The organism is Flagellimonas meishanensis, assembly GCF_019880545.1.
Taxonomy (GTDB): Bacteria; Bacteroidota; Bacteroidia; order Flavobacteriales; family Flavobacteriaceae; genus Flagellimonas; species Flagellimonas meishanensis.
Map to the genome: position 1 here is coordinate 521182 of NZ_JAINVW010000003.1, position 18874 is coordinate 540055.

An 18874-nucleotide genomic window follows, 5' to 3' on the forward strand; every position below is an offset into this window, starting at 1 on the left:
CGCAGGAATCAGTAGAATCCTATGTTCATGGTTAGTGTAATTCGTGTCAACATTTAGGATGGTCCTAAATCAAAAAGAGCCTTGCCACTTGGGTCAAGACTCTTTTACGAGAACACTATATGAAAATGAAAAAATTTACTTTTCGAATTAATTACAATGTAAATGTACCACCCCAGTTCCCGTAAATGAAATTATTGTTGTGAAGAGGCATTTTCTTGTGGTTTACGGTTGTTTTCAATACCTCTTCTCGATTTACGGTACACTTTTTACGATAGCTGACAAGAATCTGTTGGCCTGAAAGTCCGGTTCTTCAGCCAATCCGGTACGCACGATCACCAAGTCCTTTGATGGAATGATAAAAACATGCTGGCCCTGGTATCCATTGCATGAGTATAAATCTTTGGGAACATCGGGATAATGTCCCCCTGCATTGAGATAAAAGTGAGCACCATACCTGCCATTGGAATTTTCAGTGGGTGTGATAATGTAATCCACCCATGAAGCATCAAACAGTTGCTCCCCGTTCCAGTTGCCCCTGTTCAAGTACAACTGTCCCAGACGGGCCCAGTCCCGGGTACTGGCCCAAGAATAGGAAGAACCTACGTAGTTTCCTGCCAGGTCGGCCTCCAGCACCATGGAATGCATTCCGATTTTGTCAATAAATGATATGTAGGGAAAGTCGAGATACTCCTGATGGCTGCGAAATTGCTGCCTTAAAATACCGGAAAGTAGGTTCGTGGTTCCAGAAGAATAGTTCCAGACTTCGGTTGGTTTGGCAACTAAGGGTTTTTACTTTTGGGCCTGTGTCATATCACTTTCCAGAAAGAGCATGCGGGTTACATCGGAGATTTTGGTATAATCCTCATCCCATTCCAGACCGCTTTGCATGCGAAGCAGGTGGTTCAAGGTGATATTCTTGCGCTCATCATCCTTCCATTCGGCAATGGGCGCCGGCCAGTCCATTTCCAATTTTTTCTGATGCTCCAAAATACCAAAACAGGTGGCAAGCACGCTTTTGGTCATGGACCACCCCAAAATTGGGGTGTCGCGGGTAAATCCATTCACATAACGTTCAGCAAGCAGGTATCCTTTATACAAAATAAGAGCGGTTCGCGTTTTTTGTGTTTCTGGATTATCAAATACCATATCCAGCGCATTTTGAATCCCTAGCATATCCACTTCCATAAAAATGGTGTCCCTGGGGTCCGCCTGTCCGAAAGGGTAGGGAATAGTATCCTGTACTTTGGCCCTGTTTGGTTTTGGCATCACTTTTTCCGCATTGTAATCGCTATTTACCAAAACCGTACCCAATCCCTCACGCTGTACCGCAGTGCGCTCCAACAGGCCATACACGGAGGCTGAAGCTGCTTTTTGATCCTTGTCAACTTCCACATCGGCCAATTTTATAAGGGGCACATTGTTGTCGTTCTGAATGATGGATGCTTCGGAACGACCGGCCACAAATACTCCGGAGGCCATATTTTTGGCCGCGTAGCCAGCAATTATATTGAGTTTGGAATAATTGAGGTAGGCCAATACCCCGATGCCCAATAAAAGCAACAGAAGAATACGTTTGAAAAGTTTCATGGTCTAAGATTTGTTGTAAATTATGCTTAAATATAAATAAATACCACATGTCGAACATTGGACTGATCATTGAGGAGCGAAGCCGGGATATCGGTGATTTTTTGGTCGGAAGGCTTATTCCCTTTAAAAAGAAGCGGATGATAGGCCCTTTTATTTTTATAGATCATATGGGGCCTACCACCCTGGGGCCCACAAAATATATGGATGTGGACCAGCATCCGCACATTGGCCTCTCTACCTTGACCTATATGTTGGAAGGTGAATTGGTCCATGAGGACAGTATGGGCACCCATCAACGTATCCGCCCAGGTTCTGTGAATTGGATGACCGCTGGAAAAGGCGTGACCCACACCGAAAGAACCCCAAAAGACCTGAGGGATGGAAACACCTTTACCGCCCATGGGTATCAAATTTGGGTGGCATTGCCCAAGCATTTGGAGGAAATGGAACCCCAATTCCATCATATCGAGGCCAAAGAATTGCCCCGATGGAAAGATGAAAATGCCGAATTTACGCTGATCGCAGGGCAGGGCTATGGAAAAAAATCACCCGTTCCGGTACATTCTCCTTTGTTCATGGTTGAAGTGAAAAACGACGAGGAATATAGTCTGGATATTTCAGGGAAACTCAGTGGGGAAATTGGGATTTGTATCGTAGATGGCGTCATTGAAGCGTGTGAAGAAGTTATCGGAAAGGGCCATATTTTGGTCTCCAAGGTGGAAGATACTTGTAAGATCATTTTGAAACCAAATACTCATTTGCTGCTTTTTGGTGGTGAACCGCTTTCTGAAGAGCGGCACATTTATTGGAACTTCGTTTCTTCCAGCAAGGAAAGGATTGAAACTGCAAAAAGGGATTGGAGGGACAAATCGTTTCCCATGATGGGGCAGGATGAAACCTACGTGCCACTTCCTGGATAATTTTAAGGATTGCGTATATTTAGAGTCAACCAGCATATAACCGTTTGAAAAAAGAATACTTATTGTTGGCCCTCTTCGTTTCATGTGCCCAGCCTAAGAAGGTGGATAATTTTGAATGGATAGGGCTCGAGGTCACTGCGTCGGCATACAACTCGGTGGCCTGGCAAACAGACAGTATCAGTCCCTCTGTTGCAGCTTGGGGCGATACCCTAAAACCGGGCATGAAAAGTATTGCGGTTTCCCGTGATCTAATCCGCCGTGGACTTACCCACAACACCATGGTGAAAATCGATACCTTTCCCGATACCTTTTATGTGAAGGATAAAATGCACTACCGTTGGAGAAACCGCATCGATATCTACATGGGCGTTGATGTAAAAAAAGCAAGACAATGGGGCAAAAAGAAATTGTTTATTTGTTATGCGATTCCCAAGGATACTACCTTTGTTGAAAATAAAACAAAATGAAGCACAACATACTGCTCATTCTTATGACACTTCTTTTGATCTCCTGTGCTTCAAAAAGGGAGATAGTCCAAATACCCATCCTTTTCAATGATGAACGGGTGGAACTTACCAAGGCGTATTTGTCCCAGCGCTACAATTTGGAACAAGATTCCCCAGAAATCACCCCTCGGATGATTGTTTTGCATTGGACGGCAATCCCGTCGCTAAAAAAATCGTTTGAAGCCTTCAATCGCCCCACATTGCCTAACTGGCGACCGGATATTGAGAGCGTCAGTGGTTTAAATGTTTCTGCACATTATTTGGTGGACCAAGACGGAACCATTTACCAATTGATGCCGGAAAACATTATGGCAAGACACACCATCGGACTGAACCATTGTGCCATCGGCATAGAAAACGTGGGAGGGACGGAAGGCGTGCCGCTCACCAAAAAACAACTGAAGGCCAACATCCATCTAGTGAAATTGTTGGCTGCAAAATATCCCATTGAATACGTCATCGGCCACCAAGAGTATACCCTATTTGAGGATCACCCCCTTTGGTTGGAGGTGGATGATGGCTATCGCACTGAAAAGACCGATCCCGGCATGGATTTTATGAACAAAGTCCGCAAAGCGACCAAAAAGCTTAATTTTAAACCCGTTCCCACAAAGTAATCTTATGATAAAAAATCTTTTCGCCCTTCTTTTGTTTATGGCTCCGTTGTCCATGGCCGCTCAAAGCGATTTTACAACCCAGCTCTACGATGGGTATGAAAGTTTTAAGGAGCCCAGCTTGGACAAAAGGCGTATAAAACATCAACAATTACAACCCCTGATCGCGGATTATCGGTTCAATCCAAAGTTTGAAGTAAAAAAGGTGGGGGAGTCCATAGAAGGCAGGGACCTGCACCTGATCAGCATAGGTTCAGGGGACATCGATATTTTCTTATGGTCGCAAATGCATGGCAACGAGCCCACAGCCACCCAAGCCATTTTTGATATTCTTCGTTTTTTGGATTCCGATGAACATAAATCGGAAAAAGAAGAAATACTGTCCAAACTGAAGTTGCACTTTTTGCCCATGCTAAATCCGGATGGGGCAGAGGTTTATGAACGGCGAAACGCCTTGGGCATCGATATCAATCGGGATGCTTTGCGTTTGCAATCGCCCGAAGGTCAAACCCTAAAACGTATTCGAGATAGTTTGGCAGCCGATTTTGGATTCAATCTACACGACCAAAGCACCTATTACAATGCCGAATTGACGGATAAACCAGCAACCATTTCCTATTTGGCAACCGCCTACAACTATGAAAAAGACATCAATGATGTGCGTGCCAGGGCCATGAAGGTAATTGTTTATATGAACAACATTATACAAAACTACGCCCCAGGACAAGTAGGGCGCTACAATGACCACTTTGAACCCCGTGCCTTTGGCGATAATATCGCCAAGTGGGGCACCAGTTTAATTTTGATTGAATCTGGAGGGTACGCAAATGATGTTGAAAAGCAAGAAATACGCAAGTTGAACTACGTTTCCATTCTTTCTGCGCTGTATACGATTGCAAAAGGGGATTATGAAAACATTCCTGTGGAAGACTACGAAAAAATCCCCCATAACGATCGCCAACTCTTCGACCTGAAAATTGCAAATGTTACTTACAACTTGCTTGGCAAGGATTATATTTTGGACCTGGGCATACATCGTCAGGAAGTGGACCAAGAAGGGCACAACGATTTTTACTATAAAAGTGTGATAGCTGATCAGGGAGATCTTTCCACATACTATGGTTACGAGACCTTTGATGCTTCAGGATATACTGTTGTGCCACCAGTCATGGCCTCCGTGAACGAAGTGGAAAATGGCAAAACCTTGACCATGCTTAGCGATGGAATTGCTTTTCTAAAGGCCCCTTTGCCAAAAAAAGGCGGTTTTACAAAATATCCAATGCACATGGTAGGTCAAAACTTCGAATTGAAAAAATTTGGGCTGCAACCGGGTGTCAATCCCACTTTTTTCTTAAAAAAGGAAGGTAGGCTTACCCATGCTTTGATCAATGGGTTTTTGTTAGATCTATCCAAACCGCTCGAGGAGCAACTATTTGGCAACGCCCTCATTTACCGCTAGTATCCAAACTGAATGTTCATACTTGGGCCATAAATGACCAAGGCGACAAACATGATTATCAATGTAAAGACAATTGAGATAAATAGGGATAACACCAAACTTTTATACCCATTGGACAAGGGTCCTATGGCACTTTTCTGAATTATTTCCTTTATTACATCCATAACATTTTTTTTTGAGGTGAATTTTTCGATTGTTCATTCGGATGTAATTAGTTGTTGTTATATGTAAAACAAATATGGGGCCAAAAACCCTACTTGAGCCGTTCAGGGATATAGGTCAAGTACCCCCAAGGAGTTCAATCCTTGGGCAATTAAGATAGCCGTAGCTAGTAAAAACTATGATTTGATGGGTGTCAGAACAATATTTCTGAATTTGATCGGGCCATGGTCCCCTTGAATCATTATGGGGCCTAGCTCACCTTCCTTGCTGTCGAGCGCACCTCCGGTGATGCCAGGAATGGTCCGGTCATCGATGACGGTCCTGCCGTTGGCAACCACCGTGACCCGCCTGCCGATCAGGGTTATGTCATACGTCTGCCATTCCCCGGCAGGTTTGGCCGCATTTTCGTTCGGTTCCAAAAACCCATAAATGCCTCCAAAATAGATGTCCATTGGAGTGAATCCATAATTGTCCTCAATTTGTACCTCATAGCGACCCCGTAGATAAATGCCACTATTGCTGCCTTCTGGATATTGGAATTCGATGTGCAATTTAAAATCTTGGAATTTTTCGTCGGTAATCAGATTGGAACCCGATTCAGGATTTACCAAAATACCATCTTGCGCTTCCCATTGGTTCTTTTCCCCGTCCACATGCCATCCAGACAAATCCTTGCCATTGAACAAATCCATGGGCTTGCCCCATTCCACATTTTCTGGATACGCCAATTTAGGGGCACGGGTTCCCGTCCATTGCGAAATGGACCCGTCGGTGTAGATCATGGTGCCTTTTAGGCTGTCATTCTCCAACTTACCGTGAAAAATCATATGCCCGCCTTTTGGTTCCCATTGACGTGGAATATTGAAAGTGAACTGACCCTCGCCGATAAGCTTCACTTCGGCAATCGGTCTCGCGCTCCCAAAGGCAAATACAAAACGTCCAATAAGAGTTTCATGGCCCGAATACCGGATTTCCAGCCAAGAAGGCACTGTTTTGCCCTTGAATTTCATTTCCAGGTCCCATCTGCCCTCAATGGGGCTTACCTTTTGTGAAAAAGCAGAGAAAGTGGATAGCATCAACACCGCAACAATTGCGACCTGCACGTATTTTTTTATGGACAACATGATTTTGGCTTTTAGAGGTTGAATATAACGAAAATTGATATGCATCTTTTTAGAAAGACCAAAAATCGCTATTCGCACCCCCCTGTAAAACCAGAAGCGTTGAACTGGGTCTGAACGGCCCCACTCAAATTGTTGTTCACCACCTGTATTACAAGATTGTTGTTGCCGCTGCCATCCCGCTTTGGGGTACAGTATTCAAAAAGGTAGAAGCTATTGGCCAGTTCTGAGATGCGTTGCGAAATCTGATTGAAGGTTGTTTCCAATTCTTCTTTGTTCCCGGCAAAAACACTGGCTGTTTTTCCAATTTCCTCCAATATGTCGACGTCAATTTCCGAACCAAGCCCAATGGTAAAGTACGAAATGTTTCGGTTGGCCTTGGTCACCACATTTAGGGCACTCTCTTCCGAATAGCGCGATGCCTGATCTGTTCCGTCCGTAAAAAGGACTATGGAAGCCGCACCGATTCGGGAAGCATTATTGCTTTCTTGAATCAAGCCTTCCGCAATATTGGTAGATTTTATGACCGCCCCGTACAAATCCGTTGAGGGATCATTGCTGATATCCGCAGTAATTCCATCAATCGCATTTTTTAGCGCCACTGTGGACGAGGATTCTGATTGCAAAAGATGGAGCTCGTCCTCACCATCAAACCAATAAATGGCCATGGAAAAGGCTTCCGTTTCCGGATCGGGCATCACATTGTCCACAAAGCTGGATGCCGCAATTTTAAGTTCCGCCAAACTACTTTCCAATACACTATTGCTCAAATCCAGCACCAACAGCGTAGTATTGCTAAAAACTTGGGTGTTGGGCGATATTCTGGCCTGCGATTCGGAAGAGGAAATGGTATTGAAGCAATCATCGTTTCTTCCCTGTTCATAAATAGTGAACTGATTTGCAGTCAATCCGGAGATGGGATTGCCCAAAAGGTCCGAAACCTTAAAAAGGATGGAGACTTTTCCGGGTGGTGTTGTAAACTCATCCTGAATGGAAAGTAGCAGTTCATTATCTTCAAAATCGAGACATTTATCCGGTTGCTTGCCCAATCCCAATTCATTTTGGTTGATGTCGAAGCTGACATCATCGTCAGCATTTCCGCAGGAATAAATTATGGATAGGGTAAAAAGGATTAAACCGAAAAAGCGTATGTTTTTCATTTCAATAGTGTTTGAGGTTCTTCATGCACAACGCTCAATTTTGATGAAAATTACATAGGCATCCAGTATTCGTTTTAAAGAAAAGTTAAAAAAAGTAGGTGCTTGTTAAAAAAAACACATTGCAATCAAATTTTGGTAACTTCAACAGGTAATCAATTCAAAAACCTATGCCAACGTATCAAATCAAAGTAAATGGGGCTTCAAAGACCGTAGATGTTTCGGAAGACACTCCAGTATTGTGGGTCCTGAGGGACCATTTGGACCTTGTGGGCACCAAATATGGGTGTGGAATTGGACAGTGTGGTGCATGCACCATCCACGTGGATGGCACAGCAATGCGCAGTTGTTCCATGACCATGACCCAAATCGATGGTAAGTCAATAACTACGATTGAAGGGCTTTCCGAAAACGGGGACCATCCCGTGCAGCAAGCCTGGAAAGAGGTGGATGTTCCCCAATGTGGTTACTGTCAAGCTGGTCAAATTATGACCGCTTCCGCTTTTTTGGCCCAAAACCCCAATCCTTCGGAAGAAGAGGTTAAAAATGCCATGCACGGCAATATCTGTCGTTGCGCTTCCTATACCCGTATAAAAAAGGCAGTGATGATTGCCGCAGAAAACATGGAATAATGAGCACTTCATTATCCTTCGCAACCAAAAACAACTACAATGTCAACAAACAATAAAAATCTTAGTAGAAGAGCCTTTCTTCGGAACTCGTCCTTGGCGGGAGGAGGTATGCTGATAGGCTTTAACCTTTTTCAGGCGTGCAAACCCAAGGTCATTTCGGAACCCGCAATTGATTTGGCAAGTTTGGATTACAAGGACTTCAATGCCTTTATCAAAATTGCAGACAATGGAGCGGTGACCATTTTTTCACCCAATCCGGAAGTAGGGCAGGGGGTCAAGACCTCCATGCCCATGATCGTAGCGGAGGAATTGGACGTGGCATGGAAAAATGTTCATGTGGAACAGGGCATCCTCGACACCGAAAATTATACCCGTCAGGTTGCCGGGGGAAGCCAGTCCATCCGATTTGGTTGGGATGCCCTTCGCCAGACCGGAGCGGCCGCTAAACAGATGTTGGTCTCTGCCGCTGCGGCGCGCTGGGGTGTGGACCCATCGGAATGTACCGTCAGTGAGGGTGTCATAACGAATGCCGCCGGTGAGACATTGGGCTATGGTGATGTAGTGAACGATGCTGCCCAATTGGAAGTTCCAGAAGATATCAAGCTCAAAAGCCCAAAAGATTACAAAATTATAGGTAAAGATGCGGCTAATGTGGATATTGATGAAATCATCACAGGCAAGCCACTTTATGGATTGGATTATAAAGAGGAAGGGATGGTTTACGCCGCTGTGGTCCGTCCGCCGGCCTTTGGCCATAAATTGGTCTCGTATGATGCCACCGAAGCTAAAGCCATGCCCGGCGTAATGGATGTATTCACCATTGGGGAAAAATTACGTGCTTTAAAAGAGGAAGTGCCAAGAATCACCAACATTACCAGTGATAGTGATAAAATTGTGGTCATTGCGGGTTCTACATGGGAGGCGTTGAAGGCAAAAGAAGCCATAAAGGTGGAATGGGAAGAGGCCAGCAAAGCTGAGAGCACTGCGGACCATGACAAGATTCTGATGGACCTTTTGGACGGAAATAAATTTGAGACCCAACGCGCCGATGGCAATGTTAAAAAAGCCTTTGCCGAAGCGGACCAGATTTTGGAGCGGACCTATGAATCCCCATTCCTGCCCCATAGCTGCATGGAACCCATGAACTTTTTCGCGGCTGTCACTGATGAAAAAGTACGGTTGATCGGTCCAATCCAAACACCAGAGGGTACCGCAGGTTTTGTAGCACAAATGCTCGGGCGTGACCCCAAGGACATCCATCTTGAAATGACCCGTATCGGGGGCGGTTTTGGTAGAAGACTTTATGGGGATTTTGCCATAGAGGCTGCAGAGATTGCCGACAAGGTGAGGAAACCAGTCAAATTGGTCTTCTCAAAAGAAGATGATATGGAAGACGGCATTTACAGAATGGCCATAAAGTATCGCATAAAAGCCGGAGTGAAAGATGGAAAAGTTATAGCCTATCACCTTAAGGAAGCGGCCGTAAACTCCAATATGTACGGTTTGATTCCCAATTTCTTCCCCGCAGGAGCCATCGAAAATTATCAAGTGGACACGGCTTCCTACAACAGCAACATCACCACTGGGGCTTGGAGAGCACCCTATACCAACTTCTTGGCCTACGCCGAACAAAGTTTCTTTGATGAGCTGGCGGAAATGATGGAGGTGGACAAAATTCAATTGCGTTTGGATCTTTTGGACAAAGTAAAACCCGAGGAAGACGAACGCATACAATACTCCCCGGAGCGCATGAAGGAGGTCATTCGTGTGGCTGTTGAAAAATCTGGTTGGGGCAAAAAACCCGATAATGTCTACCAAGGATTTGTAAATTATTACTGCCATAATACCCATGTGGCTGAAGTGGCAGATGTGGAAATAGAAAATGGCGAAGCGGTGGTGAAAAAAATCACCTGTGTTGTGGATTGCGGCATCGTGGTGAATCCGTTAGGGGCCATGAACCAAATTGAGGGAGGTGTATTGGACGGCGTTGGCCATTCCATGTATGGCGAACTCAGCTTTGAAAACGGCAGGCCCACTGCAACGAACTACGATAAGTATCGCTTGCTAAGAATGCGGGAAGCACCCGAAGTGGTCACCTACTTTATCGAGAATGAACACTCTCCGACAGGATTGGGCGAACCGACTTTGCCCCCTGCAGGAGGGGCCATTGCAAACGCATTTAAGGCAGCAACGGGCAATCGGCTTTACAAACAGCCTTTTGCCAACACACCAGAACTGTTAAAAGCACCTGTCAAGGAAATTATTGGCTAGCGTATGACAATTTTATTGTTCGGAATCACAAAGGACATTGTGGGAAGTCCCACACTGTCCTTTCCCACTTCAAGTCTGTCCGGAAAAAGAATGCCCAGCACGGTGAAAGAACTGAAGGCCTATTTGGGCAAAACCTATCCGGAACTGAATAAATTAAACGCATTGGCGGTCGCAGTGAACAATTCCTATGCCGATGATGACCATGTACTCAATTCTTATGACGAAATTGCACTGATTCCCCCCGTGAGTGGCGGATAACAAAATTTATAAGACCCTATGTTGATTGACAACCACGGTAGAACCATAAATTATTTACGCCTTGCGGTCACGGACCGTTGCAATTTGCGTTGCAATTATTGCATGCCTTCCGAAGGAATCGACTTTGCCAAGAACGATAACCTACTGACCATTGATGAACTCATTAAGGTTAGCAGGATTTTGGTCGATCAAGGCATTGACAAGATTCGGATTACGGGTGGTGAGCCATTTGTGCGAAAAGATGTAATGGTGTTGCTAAGGGAACTATCAAAAATGCCAAGGCTGAACGACATTTCCGTCACGACCAATGCTACTTTGATTGGGCCTCACATTGATGAGCTTAAGGAATTGGGCATAAAAAACGTAAATGTGAGTCTGGATTCCATAAACCGCGAAACTTTTGAGCGTATTACGCGTCGCAAGCAGTTTGATACGGTCCATAACAATCTTATCCGGCTCATCACCGAAGGTTTTAATGTGCGCATCAATTTTATTGTTCTTGAAGGGCAAAACGAGCAGGACATCATTCCCATTTTGGATGTGATGAAACACTACGAAGTTTCTGTCCGTTTTCTGGAAGAAATGCCATTCAATGGTGGGTCAAAGAATTTTGGTTTCATCAAATGGAACTATCACGCTATCATTGAGCACATTAGAAAAACCTATCCCGATTTCAAAAAATTGGAATCGCCCAAAACTTCCACTTCGATCAATTACCAGATTGAAGGCCATAAGGGCACTTTTGGGGTCATTCCGTCGTTCAGCAGGACCTTTTGCGGCAGTTGCAACAGGCTACGCGTAACGGCCACCGGTGATGTGATCACCTGTCTCTATGGAAAGCCAAAGGCAAACCTGAGGGACATTCTTCGAGAAACCAAAAGTGGGGAAAGTGTCTCAAATACCATTATTGATGTAATCGGGAAACGTGCCAAAACCGGTTTTGAGGCCCAAAAGGAACATGCCAAAACCGTATTCAATAATTCCATGACCTCAATCGGAGGTTGATGAATCAACAAAAAAGTGTATTTTAAGGGAATGGCGGATAACATCCCAAAATTATATGGTCTTGTGCTGGCAGGAGGAAAGAGCACCAGAATGGGGTCCGATAAAAACCTCATTGCCTATCATGGTGTACCCCACCAAGAATATCTTTATGGTCTTTTGCAAGCAGTATGTGACTCAGTTTTCCTGAGTGTAAGATCACAACAATTGGAATCAATACCTACTGGTTTTCAAAGCATAGAGGACAACAATGCGCATAAAGGACCCTTTAATGGCATACTGAGTGCCCATGTGCAACATCCGGAAGTGGCCTGGTTCGTGTTGGCCTGTGACCTTCCTTTGATCGATACAAAAGCCATTCATCAGCTTGCCCGTAGCAGAAACCATGAAAAAATGGCGACCTCCTTTGCTACAAAACAGAGCAAACTTCCCGAACCACTTATTACCATTTGGGAACCAAAAGGCTTGGAGCGGGCAAAAAAGTATTTGGAAACAGCAGAAAGTTCTTGTCCAAGAAAGTTTTTGATCAATTCTGAAATAGAACTGGTTTTTCCATCACGGGATGAAGTGCTCTACAATGCCAATTCCCTTTCCGACTATGAATATGCAAAGTCCATAATTTCCTGAGCCATGGATTCCCGATACACCAGACAAATTCAATTGACTGATTTTGGCCCGGATGCCCAAGAAAAGTTGTCCCAAAGTCGGGTTTTGGTGGTGGGCCTCGGGGGATTGGGACTGCCTGTGCTGCAGTACCTCAACGCCATGGGCGTGGGTACCTTGGGACTAATGGACCAAGACAGGATTGAGCTTCATAATTTACAGCGACAGGTTCTTTATAGTGAAAAGGATGTCGGTAAACCGAAGTTGGATGTGGCCCATGAAAAATTGATAGGGCAAAACAGCAATACCGCTTTCAAATTGCATGATAGTTTTCTTGTCAGGGAAAACGCCATTGAAATAATCCGGGATTATGATGTAGTGGTTGATGCGACAGATAATTTCCCTACCAGATATTTGATCAATGATGCTTGCGTAATTCTCAACAAGCCCTTCGTTTATGGAGCTTTACATGGATTTGAAGGCCATGTAAGCGTCTTTAATCATGGGGCGGGGCCCACATACCGATGTCTTTATCCAACGATGCCCTCTTCGGAGGAGATACCAAATTGCAATGAAAATGGGGTTTTGGGGGTATTGCCGGGAATCATCGGAACACTTCAGGCCTTGGAAACCGTAAAACTGATTAGCGGAGTGGGAGAGGTGCTTTCCGGACAATTGTTGGTTTTTGATGGCTTGCAGCAACGTTTTGCCAAAATTGGCTTCAGCACCAATCCAAAAAACAAGGAAATCAAAAATTTACAGGATAAATATCATGATGTGGATTGTCGAGTCATTGATTCCATTAACCCAGAAGATTTCCAATCACTCAGGGAACAGGAAACAATACAGCTCATCGATGTTCGCACACCTCAAGAATATCAAAAGCATCATTTGGAGGAGGCATTGAACGTTCCTCTGGATACTTTGGAAGCTTTGCCAAAAATAATAAACCCGGAAAAAGAAGTCTATTTTATCTGTCAATCTGGAAAGCGAAGCGAAATGGCCATACGACGGATCCAGGACTCATATGCACATATAAAACTGGTAAGCGTAGTTGGAGGGATGGACCAAATAAAAGCTACATGTCCATAGCTTTGCTTGATTTGATCTTGGTTGCCCTTGTATTTTTTGTCGTGGCCACCCTATATTCATCCGTGGGATTTGGGGGAGGTTCCAGCTATCTGGCCATATTGACCTTGGTCCTCGTAAGTTTTTTTGCGATTAGAACCACGGCCTTACTGTGCAATTTGACAGTGGTATTGGGCAGTTGCTACTTATATTACCAAAGCGGCCATCTCCAGATTAAAAAGTTTCTTCCCTTTATCGTCACCAGTATACCGTTGGCCTTTTTGGGCGCAGCCTTCCGTTTGGAAGAAAAGGTGTTTTTCATTATTCTGGCCATTGCATTGATAATTTCCTCATTGGCCTTGATAGTTCAGACCCTGTCATTGAAACCAAACTGGCAGGCAAAAAAGTACCCTGTCTATGCACCATACGTATTGGGTGCGGGCATCGGCTTTCTATCGGGTCTGGTGGGCATCGGAGGAGGCATTTTTCTGGCTCCGGTCCTAAATCACCTCAAATGGGACAAACCGATAGTGATTGCATCCTTGGCCAGTTTTTTTATCTTGGTAAACTCCATTTCCGGCATCACAGGTCTTATCGCCAGCGACTCCTTTGAAGTATTCTGGCCAGAGATTGTGGTACTGTTGTTGGCCGTATTATTAGGGGGTCAGCTTGGGGTGCGCATAAGCCTTGGCAGACTTTCGGCAAAACGAATTAGAATGCTTACCGCAATATTGGTTTTGTTCGTTGGAATCCGAGTTTTGCTGAAAAATGGTCTTGAACTTAATTTTTTCTCATGATTTCTTATGATGAAGCCTTACATATTGTCCTGGACCAAGCCCAAAACTATGGGGCGGAAGAGGTAGCCCTGTCCGAATCACTGGGCAGGATTTTGGCTGAAACAATCGTATCGGACCGTGATTTTCCGCCTTTCAATAGAGCTACCAAAGATGGTATTGCCATTCGGTTCGATGATTATGAATCTCCCCAAACCCAGTTCAAAACAATGGGAACGGCCCAAGCTGGAAGCCCACAATTAATACTAGATCAAGGAGCTGTCTGCATTGAGATTATGACAGGGGCCATAATACCCAAAGATTCAGATACGGTGATCATGTACGAGCATCTCCATAAAACAGATGGCGGTTTTACCGTTCAAAAACACATTCAAAAAGGACAGAACATCCATTATCAGGCCAGCGATGTATCTAAAAATGAACCTTTGCTCTACCCAGGTACTTTACTTGATCCTGCTGAAATAGGGATATTGGCTTCTGTGGGCAAGTCAAGGGTGTTCGTGCAAAAATTGCCCAAAGTGGCCGTCGTTGCCACAGGCAATGAATTGGTGGAGGTTGATGACACTCCTGCGCCGTTTCAAATACGAAAATCCAACTCGCACACGCTTGTCACCCTTCTCAAAACGATTGGCATCGCTGCGGAGTCGTTTCATTTTATGGATGAGTCGTCAACATTAAAGAAAAATCTGGACAATCTACTGGGCCAATACGATACACTGATTTTGAGTGGGGGCGTCTCCAAAGGAAAGTATGACTTTCTGCCAGGGACTTTTTCAGCTTTGGGAGTTGAAAAACTTTTTCACGGGGTACTCCAGCGACCTGGAAAACCCTTTTGGTTCGGAAAGCACAGCGATAGCCAAACATTGATATTTTCATTTCCTGGAAATCCAGTCTCAACATTTGTCAATTACCATCTCTATTTTGTGCCTTGGCTTAACAAAACTTTGGGAAGGAAAACAGAACGATTTACTGTACTTTTAGAAGAACCTATCGAAAACACAACGGATTTGACACTCTTCAAAGGCGTCACTGTAAAGGAAAGAAACGGAACTCTATATGCAGCTAGCTTATCCACAACAGGCTCTGGGGATCTCTTGGGCCTGTCCAAAGCGGATGGTTTCATCCAATTGAACCCAAAAGACACCTTGAAAGCCGGTGAAGTGGTTCCAATTTTGGTCACAAGACGAATTATCTGAGACATGACACACGAAGTAAAGGCCTTATTTCAAGCATACGAAAAAAGAGGAAAGACCGAAACAACCGTTTTGGCCACAGTGGTTGCCCTTGATGGCTCCTCATACCGAAGACCAGGGGTGCGAATGCTTATTTTTGAAAATGGGGACATGGTGGGCGCTGTAAGTGGCGGATGTGTTGAGAAGGAAGTGTTGAGACAGGCGCAGTCTGTTTTTTCCAGCGGAATTCCAAAAGTAATGGTGTATGATGGACGTTATCGGCTGGGGTGTGAGGGCGTTCTTTACATTCTTATTGAACCATTCAGGCCAGGGGAAGATTTTTTGGATGCTTTTTGGAAAGTGTTGGAACATAGAAAGAAATTTTCCATACGTTCGGTCTATACAAAAGATCAAAGTGAAAACCTCAACTATAGGAGTTACTTCAAGCTTAGCAACAAAGATTATCCCTTAGCTCAGGGGTGGAAGGAGGACCAAATTAACCTGTCACATTTTGAACAAGAAATGCGCCCCTGTTTTCAGTTGATGATCATTGGGTCGGAGCATGATGCAGTGCAGCTGTGCCAATTCGCCTCATTGGCGGGTTGGGAGGTCACTGTAGTAGCCAATGTGAAGGAAGAAAAAACCAAAAACGACTTCCCAAGAGCACACAAGTTGTTGCAGGTGGACCCAGAACACTTCCAACCCGAAGTGGATAAGCAAACCGCCGTGATGATCATGACCCATAGTTTTGTAAAGGACCTACAGTTTTTGATTGCCCTGAAGGGCATTGAAATTGACTACATTGGACTTCTCGGACCCTTCAAACGTCGGGAAAAATTGTTTGAAGAGCTCTTGGAACGATGCCCAGAAATTTCCGAGGATTTTTTGGAACGTGTCCACGGCCCTGCAGGAATAGACATTGGGGCAGAAACCCCGCAAGAAATAGCCATTTCCATTCTTTCAGAAATCCTGGCCGTGCGTAATGCAAAGGAACCCTTGCCATTAAAGGACAAGATGGGTAAAATACACACCTAGTCCATGTCCATAGCAGTACTAATACTCGCCGCAGGTGCCTCAACAAGAATGAAAGGCAAAATAAAGCAATTGCTCCCCTGGGGAAGTTCCACACTTTTGGGGCATGCCATTGAACAAGCCAAAACAGTAAGTGACCATTGCCACGTTGTATTAGGTTCCAATTTGGATATAATTGCTAGACAGGTTCCTTCCCATATAAAAATTGTGTACAATCCCAATTGGCAAAGTGGCCTGGGAAGTTCCATATCCACTGGTGTTTCATCCATAAAGGAACAAGAAGACCTTCAGGGTGTCTTGATTATGTTGGCGGACCAGCCTTTTTTGGACGCACCATTTCTAAAAGAAATGAAGGAAACTTTTATCCAGGAGCGATATACCATTGTGGCAACTTCCTATGGAGACAAACTAGGGGTGCCGGCCATTTTTGATAAAACTCTTTTCCCCGAATTGCTCATGCTCAATAAGGATTTTGGTGCACAACAGATTATCTTGGAACAGCAAAAGTATGCTGTCGGGATTGAGTCCAACGGCAGACAAGTAGATATTGACACTATGGAAAAGTATAATCAACTAATTGAAAACAAGTAAATTAAAATGATTAAATATAGTCTTGCTTTAACTTTTATACTCATTTCGTCAAACGCCCCATCGCAAGAAATGGGTTTTGAGGAATACAGTCCAAAGTCCACCTTGGTGGTATCAGAAAACCCCAAGGAAAAGGCCAAGTTTACTTTTATTGATGTGCACAGCCATCAGTTTGGCATGGCTACCCAAGATCTATCGGCCTTGATAAAAGACATGGACCAATTGAACATGGGGATTATGGTCAACCTTAGCGGCGAATCGGGTCCGGAACTGCGGGCCAAGCTCAAGAATGTAAACGAAAATTATCCCAACCGCTTTGCCATTTTTGCCAATGTGAACTTTGGTGGAGTGGGCAATCCAAATTGGGGTGAACAAGCAGCCGCCCAATTGGATTTAGACGTCAAAAGTGGGGCAAAGGGACTTAAAATCTATAAAAGCCTGGGATTGCGGAACAGAGATGTAAACGGCAACAGAATTGCTGTGGACGATGCCCGATTGGACCCCATTTGGGAAAAATGTGCTGCGTTGGGCATTCCCGTATTGATCCATTCCGCCGACCCAAAATCCTTTTGGGATCCGTTTGATAAACACAACGAGCGTTGGTTGGAACTCAAGACGCGTCCTCGAAGAAAAAGGTCGGATACCGACCCGGTACCCTGGCAGCAGATAATGGATGAGCAACACCGTATGTTTAAAAAACATCCCAACACCAAGTTTATAAATGCGCATATGGGCTGGTATGCCAATGATTTGGATAGGTTGGGGGAACTCATGGATGAAATGCCGAATATGTCCGTGGGAATTGGGGCCATTATCGCAGAGCTTGGAAGGCAACCTCGGAGAGCAAAAGCTTTCTTCATAAAATATCAGGACAGGATACTATTTGGAAAAGATGCTTGGAATCCAGAAGAATTCCCTACTTACTTCAGGGTTCTGGAAACTGCGGATGAATATTTTCCGTACTACAAAAAATACCATGCGTTCTGGGCCATGTATGGATTGGACCTGCCCGACGAAGTTTTAAGAAAGGTATACTACAAAAACGCCCTGAACCTTATACCTGGACTGGATAAATCGCTATTTGAGAATTGATTTAGTCCTTTCGTCTTAAAATATGGGCATCAAGTTCGCTGCGCTCCAATTCCTGGAAAATTCCACAGGAAACCTGCTTTTTCACCAAGCTCTTGGATTTTTTTCTTTTGGAAAGTGCTTCTATTTCCTTGTTCAAGAATTGCATGCTGCCGTGTTTAAATAAAAAACGTTTGCCCGGTCCATTTATTTTCTATGTACTATTCCCAATTTGGCGCATTACATGGTCCAAAACAGCCATCCAGTTCATTTTCACGATCAAACAAGCAGTAGGCGTATTGTTCTCTTCAATGGCTTGGATCATGGCCTCGTGTTGATTCATCATGAGCTGATGGAAGTCCATATCCATGGCGACGAAGTGTTCGTAGAACAACAATCGCAGTTTTAAATTGTCCAGAATTTGCACCAATACCATATTTCCACAATTCAACAGCAATTCATCATGAAACCGGAACCGGGCCTTCAACTGATCAAAAGAATTTGTGGCTTGGGACATAGTTTGGTATTGGGAGCGAAGTCTTGCAATTTCATTTTCTGAAAAAGAAACGCTCTCCAACGCCATCATCTCCAATTGTGCCGTAATGCCATAAAGGTCCATGGCTTCATTCTTGCTTAGTCTGGGCACCACAAACCCCGAGTTGGGAATGGCCCTAATGACCTTGGCATACTCCAATTGGCTTAGGGCTTCCCGCACGGGCGTCACACTGACATTGAGCGTTCTTGAAAGTTCCGCAAGATTGATTGATTTGCCAATTTCCAATTTTCCCTTGTGGATTTGTTTCAATAGATGGTCCCGGACCCGATTCCGCAAAATTGACATTTCTCCCATGGTCTTAAGG

The 18874-nt window shown here is 44.5% G+C and carries 20 protein-coding genes and 1 pseudogene; 15 read left to right on the forward strand and 6 right to left on the reverse strand.

The annotated features are described in order from the left end of the window. Positions 1-252 precede the first annotated feature (252 nt). Positions 253-1587: pseudogene (locus K7G75_RS10315) on the reverse strand (serine hydrolase domain-containing protein). A 47-nt stretch (positions 1588-1634) separates the two neighbouring features. Here K7G75_RS10315 and K7G75_RS10320 point away from each other — a divergent pair. From K7G75_RS10320 to K7G75_RS10335, 4 genes are read left to right on the forward strand one after another with little or no spacing between them, the layout of a single operon-like run. Then, on the forward strand, positions 1635-2507 hold the full coding sequence (locus tag K7G75_RS10320; RefSeq protein ID WP_222984171.1) for a pirin family protein: 873 nt from the start codon (positions 1635-1637) through the stop codon (positions 2505-2507). 44 nt (positions 2508-2551) lie between these two features. Beyond that, a complete protein-coding gene (locus K7G75_RS10325) occupies positions 2552-2974 on the forward strand; it encodes a 3D domain-containing protein (protein ID WP_262420325.1) in 423 nt (140 codons plus the stop codon). After that, positions 2971-3630 (forward strand): peptidoglycan recognition protein family protein, encoded by a 660-nt coding sequence (locus K7G75_RS10330; protein ID WP_222984172.1) that lies wholly within the window; start codon positions 2971-2973, stop codon positions 3628-3630. The genes K7G75_RS10325 and K7G75_RS10330 overlap by 4 nt, the downstream gene beginning before the upstream one ends. Before the next feature lie 4 nt (positions 3631-3634). Further along, a complete protein-coding gene (locus K7G75_RS10335) occupies positions 3635-5086 on the forward strand; it encodes a M14 family zinc carboxypeptidase (protein WP_222984173.1) in 1452 nt (483 codons plus the stop codon). On the opposite strand, the gene K7G75_RS10340 is transcribed toward K7G75_RS10335, so the two are convergent. The 3 genes from K7G75_RS10340 to K7G75_RS10350 form a co-directional block, all read right to left on the reverse strand. After that, positions 5083-5250 carry a hypothetical protein gene (locus tag K7G75_RS10340; RefSeq protein ID WP_222984174.1) on the reverse strand — a complete coding sequence of 56 codons (168 nt, stop codon included), beginning with the start codon at positions 5248-5250 and terminating at the stop codon, positions 5083-5085. The two genes, K7G75_RS10335 and K7G75_RS10340, sit on opposite strands and share 4 nt — an antisense overlap. Positions 5251-5424: 174 nt before the next feature. Next, positions 5425-6372, reverse strand: a complete 948-nt coding sequence (locus K7G75_RS10345; RefSeq protein ID WP_222984175.1) for a 3-keto-disaccharide hydrolase — start codon at positions 6370-6372, stop codon at positions 5425-5427. A gap of 68 nt (positions 6373-6440) precedes the next feature. Further along, positions 6441-7529: a vWA domain-containing protein gene (locus K7G75_RS10350; RefSeq protein WP_222984176.1), complete on the reverse strand. Its 1089-nt coding sequence runs from the start codon at positions 7527-7529 to the stop codon at positions 6441-6443. Positions 7530-7696: 167 nt separating this feature from the next. On the opposite strand from K7G75_RS10350, the gene K7G75_RS10355 reads away from it, so the two are divergent. Genes K7G75_RS10355 through K7G75_RS10405 form a run of 11 tightly spaced genes read left to right on the forward strand, consistent with a single transcriptional unit; the run spans position 7697 to position 18038 of the window. Next, positions 7697-8158: a (2Fe-2S)-binding protein gene (locus tag K7G75_RS10355; RefSeq protein WP_222984177.1), complete on the forward strand. Its 462-nt coding sequence runs from the start codon at positions 7697-7699 to the stop codon at positions 8156-8158. A 39-nt stretch (positions 8159-8197) separates the two neighbouring features. Beyond that, positions 8198-10429 carry a xanthine dehydrogenase family protein molybdopterin-binding subunit gene (locus tag K7G75_RS10360; protein ID WP_222984178.1) on the forward strand — a complete coding sequence of 744 codons (2232 nt, stop codon included), beginning with the start codon at positions 8198-8200 and terminating at the stop codon, positions 10427-10429. A 3-nt stretch (positions 10430-10432) separates the two neighbouring features. Beyond that, entirely contained in the window at positions 10433-10687 is a 255-nt protein-coding gene (locus tag K7G75_RS10365) for a MoaD/ThiS family protein (RefSeq protein ID WP_222984179.1), read from the forward strand. 18 nt (positions 10688-10705) lie between these two features. Continuing rightward, the gene (gene moaA, locus K7G75_RS10370; RefSeq protein ID WP_222984180.1) at positions 10706-11692 is read left to right on the forward strand and encodes a GTP 3',8-cyclase MoaA; all 987 of its coding nucleotides are present in this window, start codon (positions 10706-10708) and stop codon (positions 11690-11692) included. Between the two features lie 30 nt (positions 11693-11722). Next, positions 11723-12316, forward strand: a complete 594-nt coding sequence (locus K7G75_RS10375; protein WP_222984181.1) for an NTP transferase domain-containing protein — start codon at positions 11723-11725, stop codon at positions 12314-12316. Positions 12317-12319: 3 nt separating this feature from the next. Next, positions 12320-13384, forward strand: coding sequence for a HesA/MoeB/ThiF family protein (locus tag K7G75_RS10380; protein WP_222984182.1), 1065 nt, complete (start codon positions 12320-12322; stop codon positions 13382-13384). Beyond that, complete coding sequence (locus K7G75_RS10385) at positions 13375-14157, forward strand: sulfite exporter TauE/SafE family protein (protein WP_222984183.1); 783 nt, start codon at positions 13375-13377, stop codon at positions 14155-14157. Before K7G75_RS10380 ends, K7G75_RS10385 begins: the two co-directional genes overlap by 10 nt. Beyond that, complete coding sequence (locus K7G75_RS10390) at positions 14154-15350, forward strand: molybdopterin molybdotransferase MoeA (RefSeq protein WP_222984184.1); 1197 nt, start codon at positions 14154-14156, stop codon at positions 15348-15350. The genes K7G75_RS10385 and K7G75_RS10390 overlap by 4 nt, the downstream gene beginning before the upstream one ends. Before the next feature lie 3 nt (positions 15351-15353). Continuing rightward, on the forward strand, positions 15354-16361 hold the full coding sequence (locus K7G75_RS10395; RefSeq protein WP_222984185.1) for an XdhC family protein: 1008 nt from the start codon (positions 15354-15356) through the stop codon (positions 16359-16361). Positions 16362-16364: 3 nt separating this feature from the next. After that, positions 16365-16949: a nucleotidyltransferase family protein gene (locus tag K7G75_RS10400; protein WP_222984186.1), complete on the forward strand. Its 585-nt coding sequence runs from the start codon at positions 16365-16367 to the stop codon at positions 16947-16949. A gap of 6 nt (positions 16950-16955) precedes the next feature. Further along, positions 16956-18038: an amidohydrolase family protein gene (locus K7G75_RS10405; RefSeq protein ID WP_222984187.1), complete on the forward strand. Its 1083-nt coding sequence runs from the start codon at positions 16956-16958 to the stop codon at positions 18036-18038. A gap of 1 nt (position 18039) precedes the next feature. Here K7G75_RS10405 and K7G75_RS10410 read toward each other — a convergent pair whose 3' ends face one another. Beyond that, positions 18040-18183, reverse strand: a complete 144-nt coding sequence (locus tag K7G75_RS10410; RefSeq protein WP_222984188.1) for a hypothetical protein — start codon at positions 18181-18183, stop codon at positions 18040-18042. 45 nt (positions 18184-18228) lie between these two features. Further along, positions 18229-18855, reverse strand: coding sequence for a GntR family transcriptional regulator (locus tag K7G75_RS10415; RefSeq protein ID WP_222984189.1), 627 nt, complete (start codon positions 18853-18855; stop codon positions 18229-18231). Positions 18856-18874 lie beyond the last annotated feature (19 nt).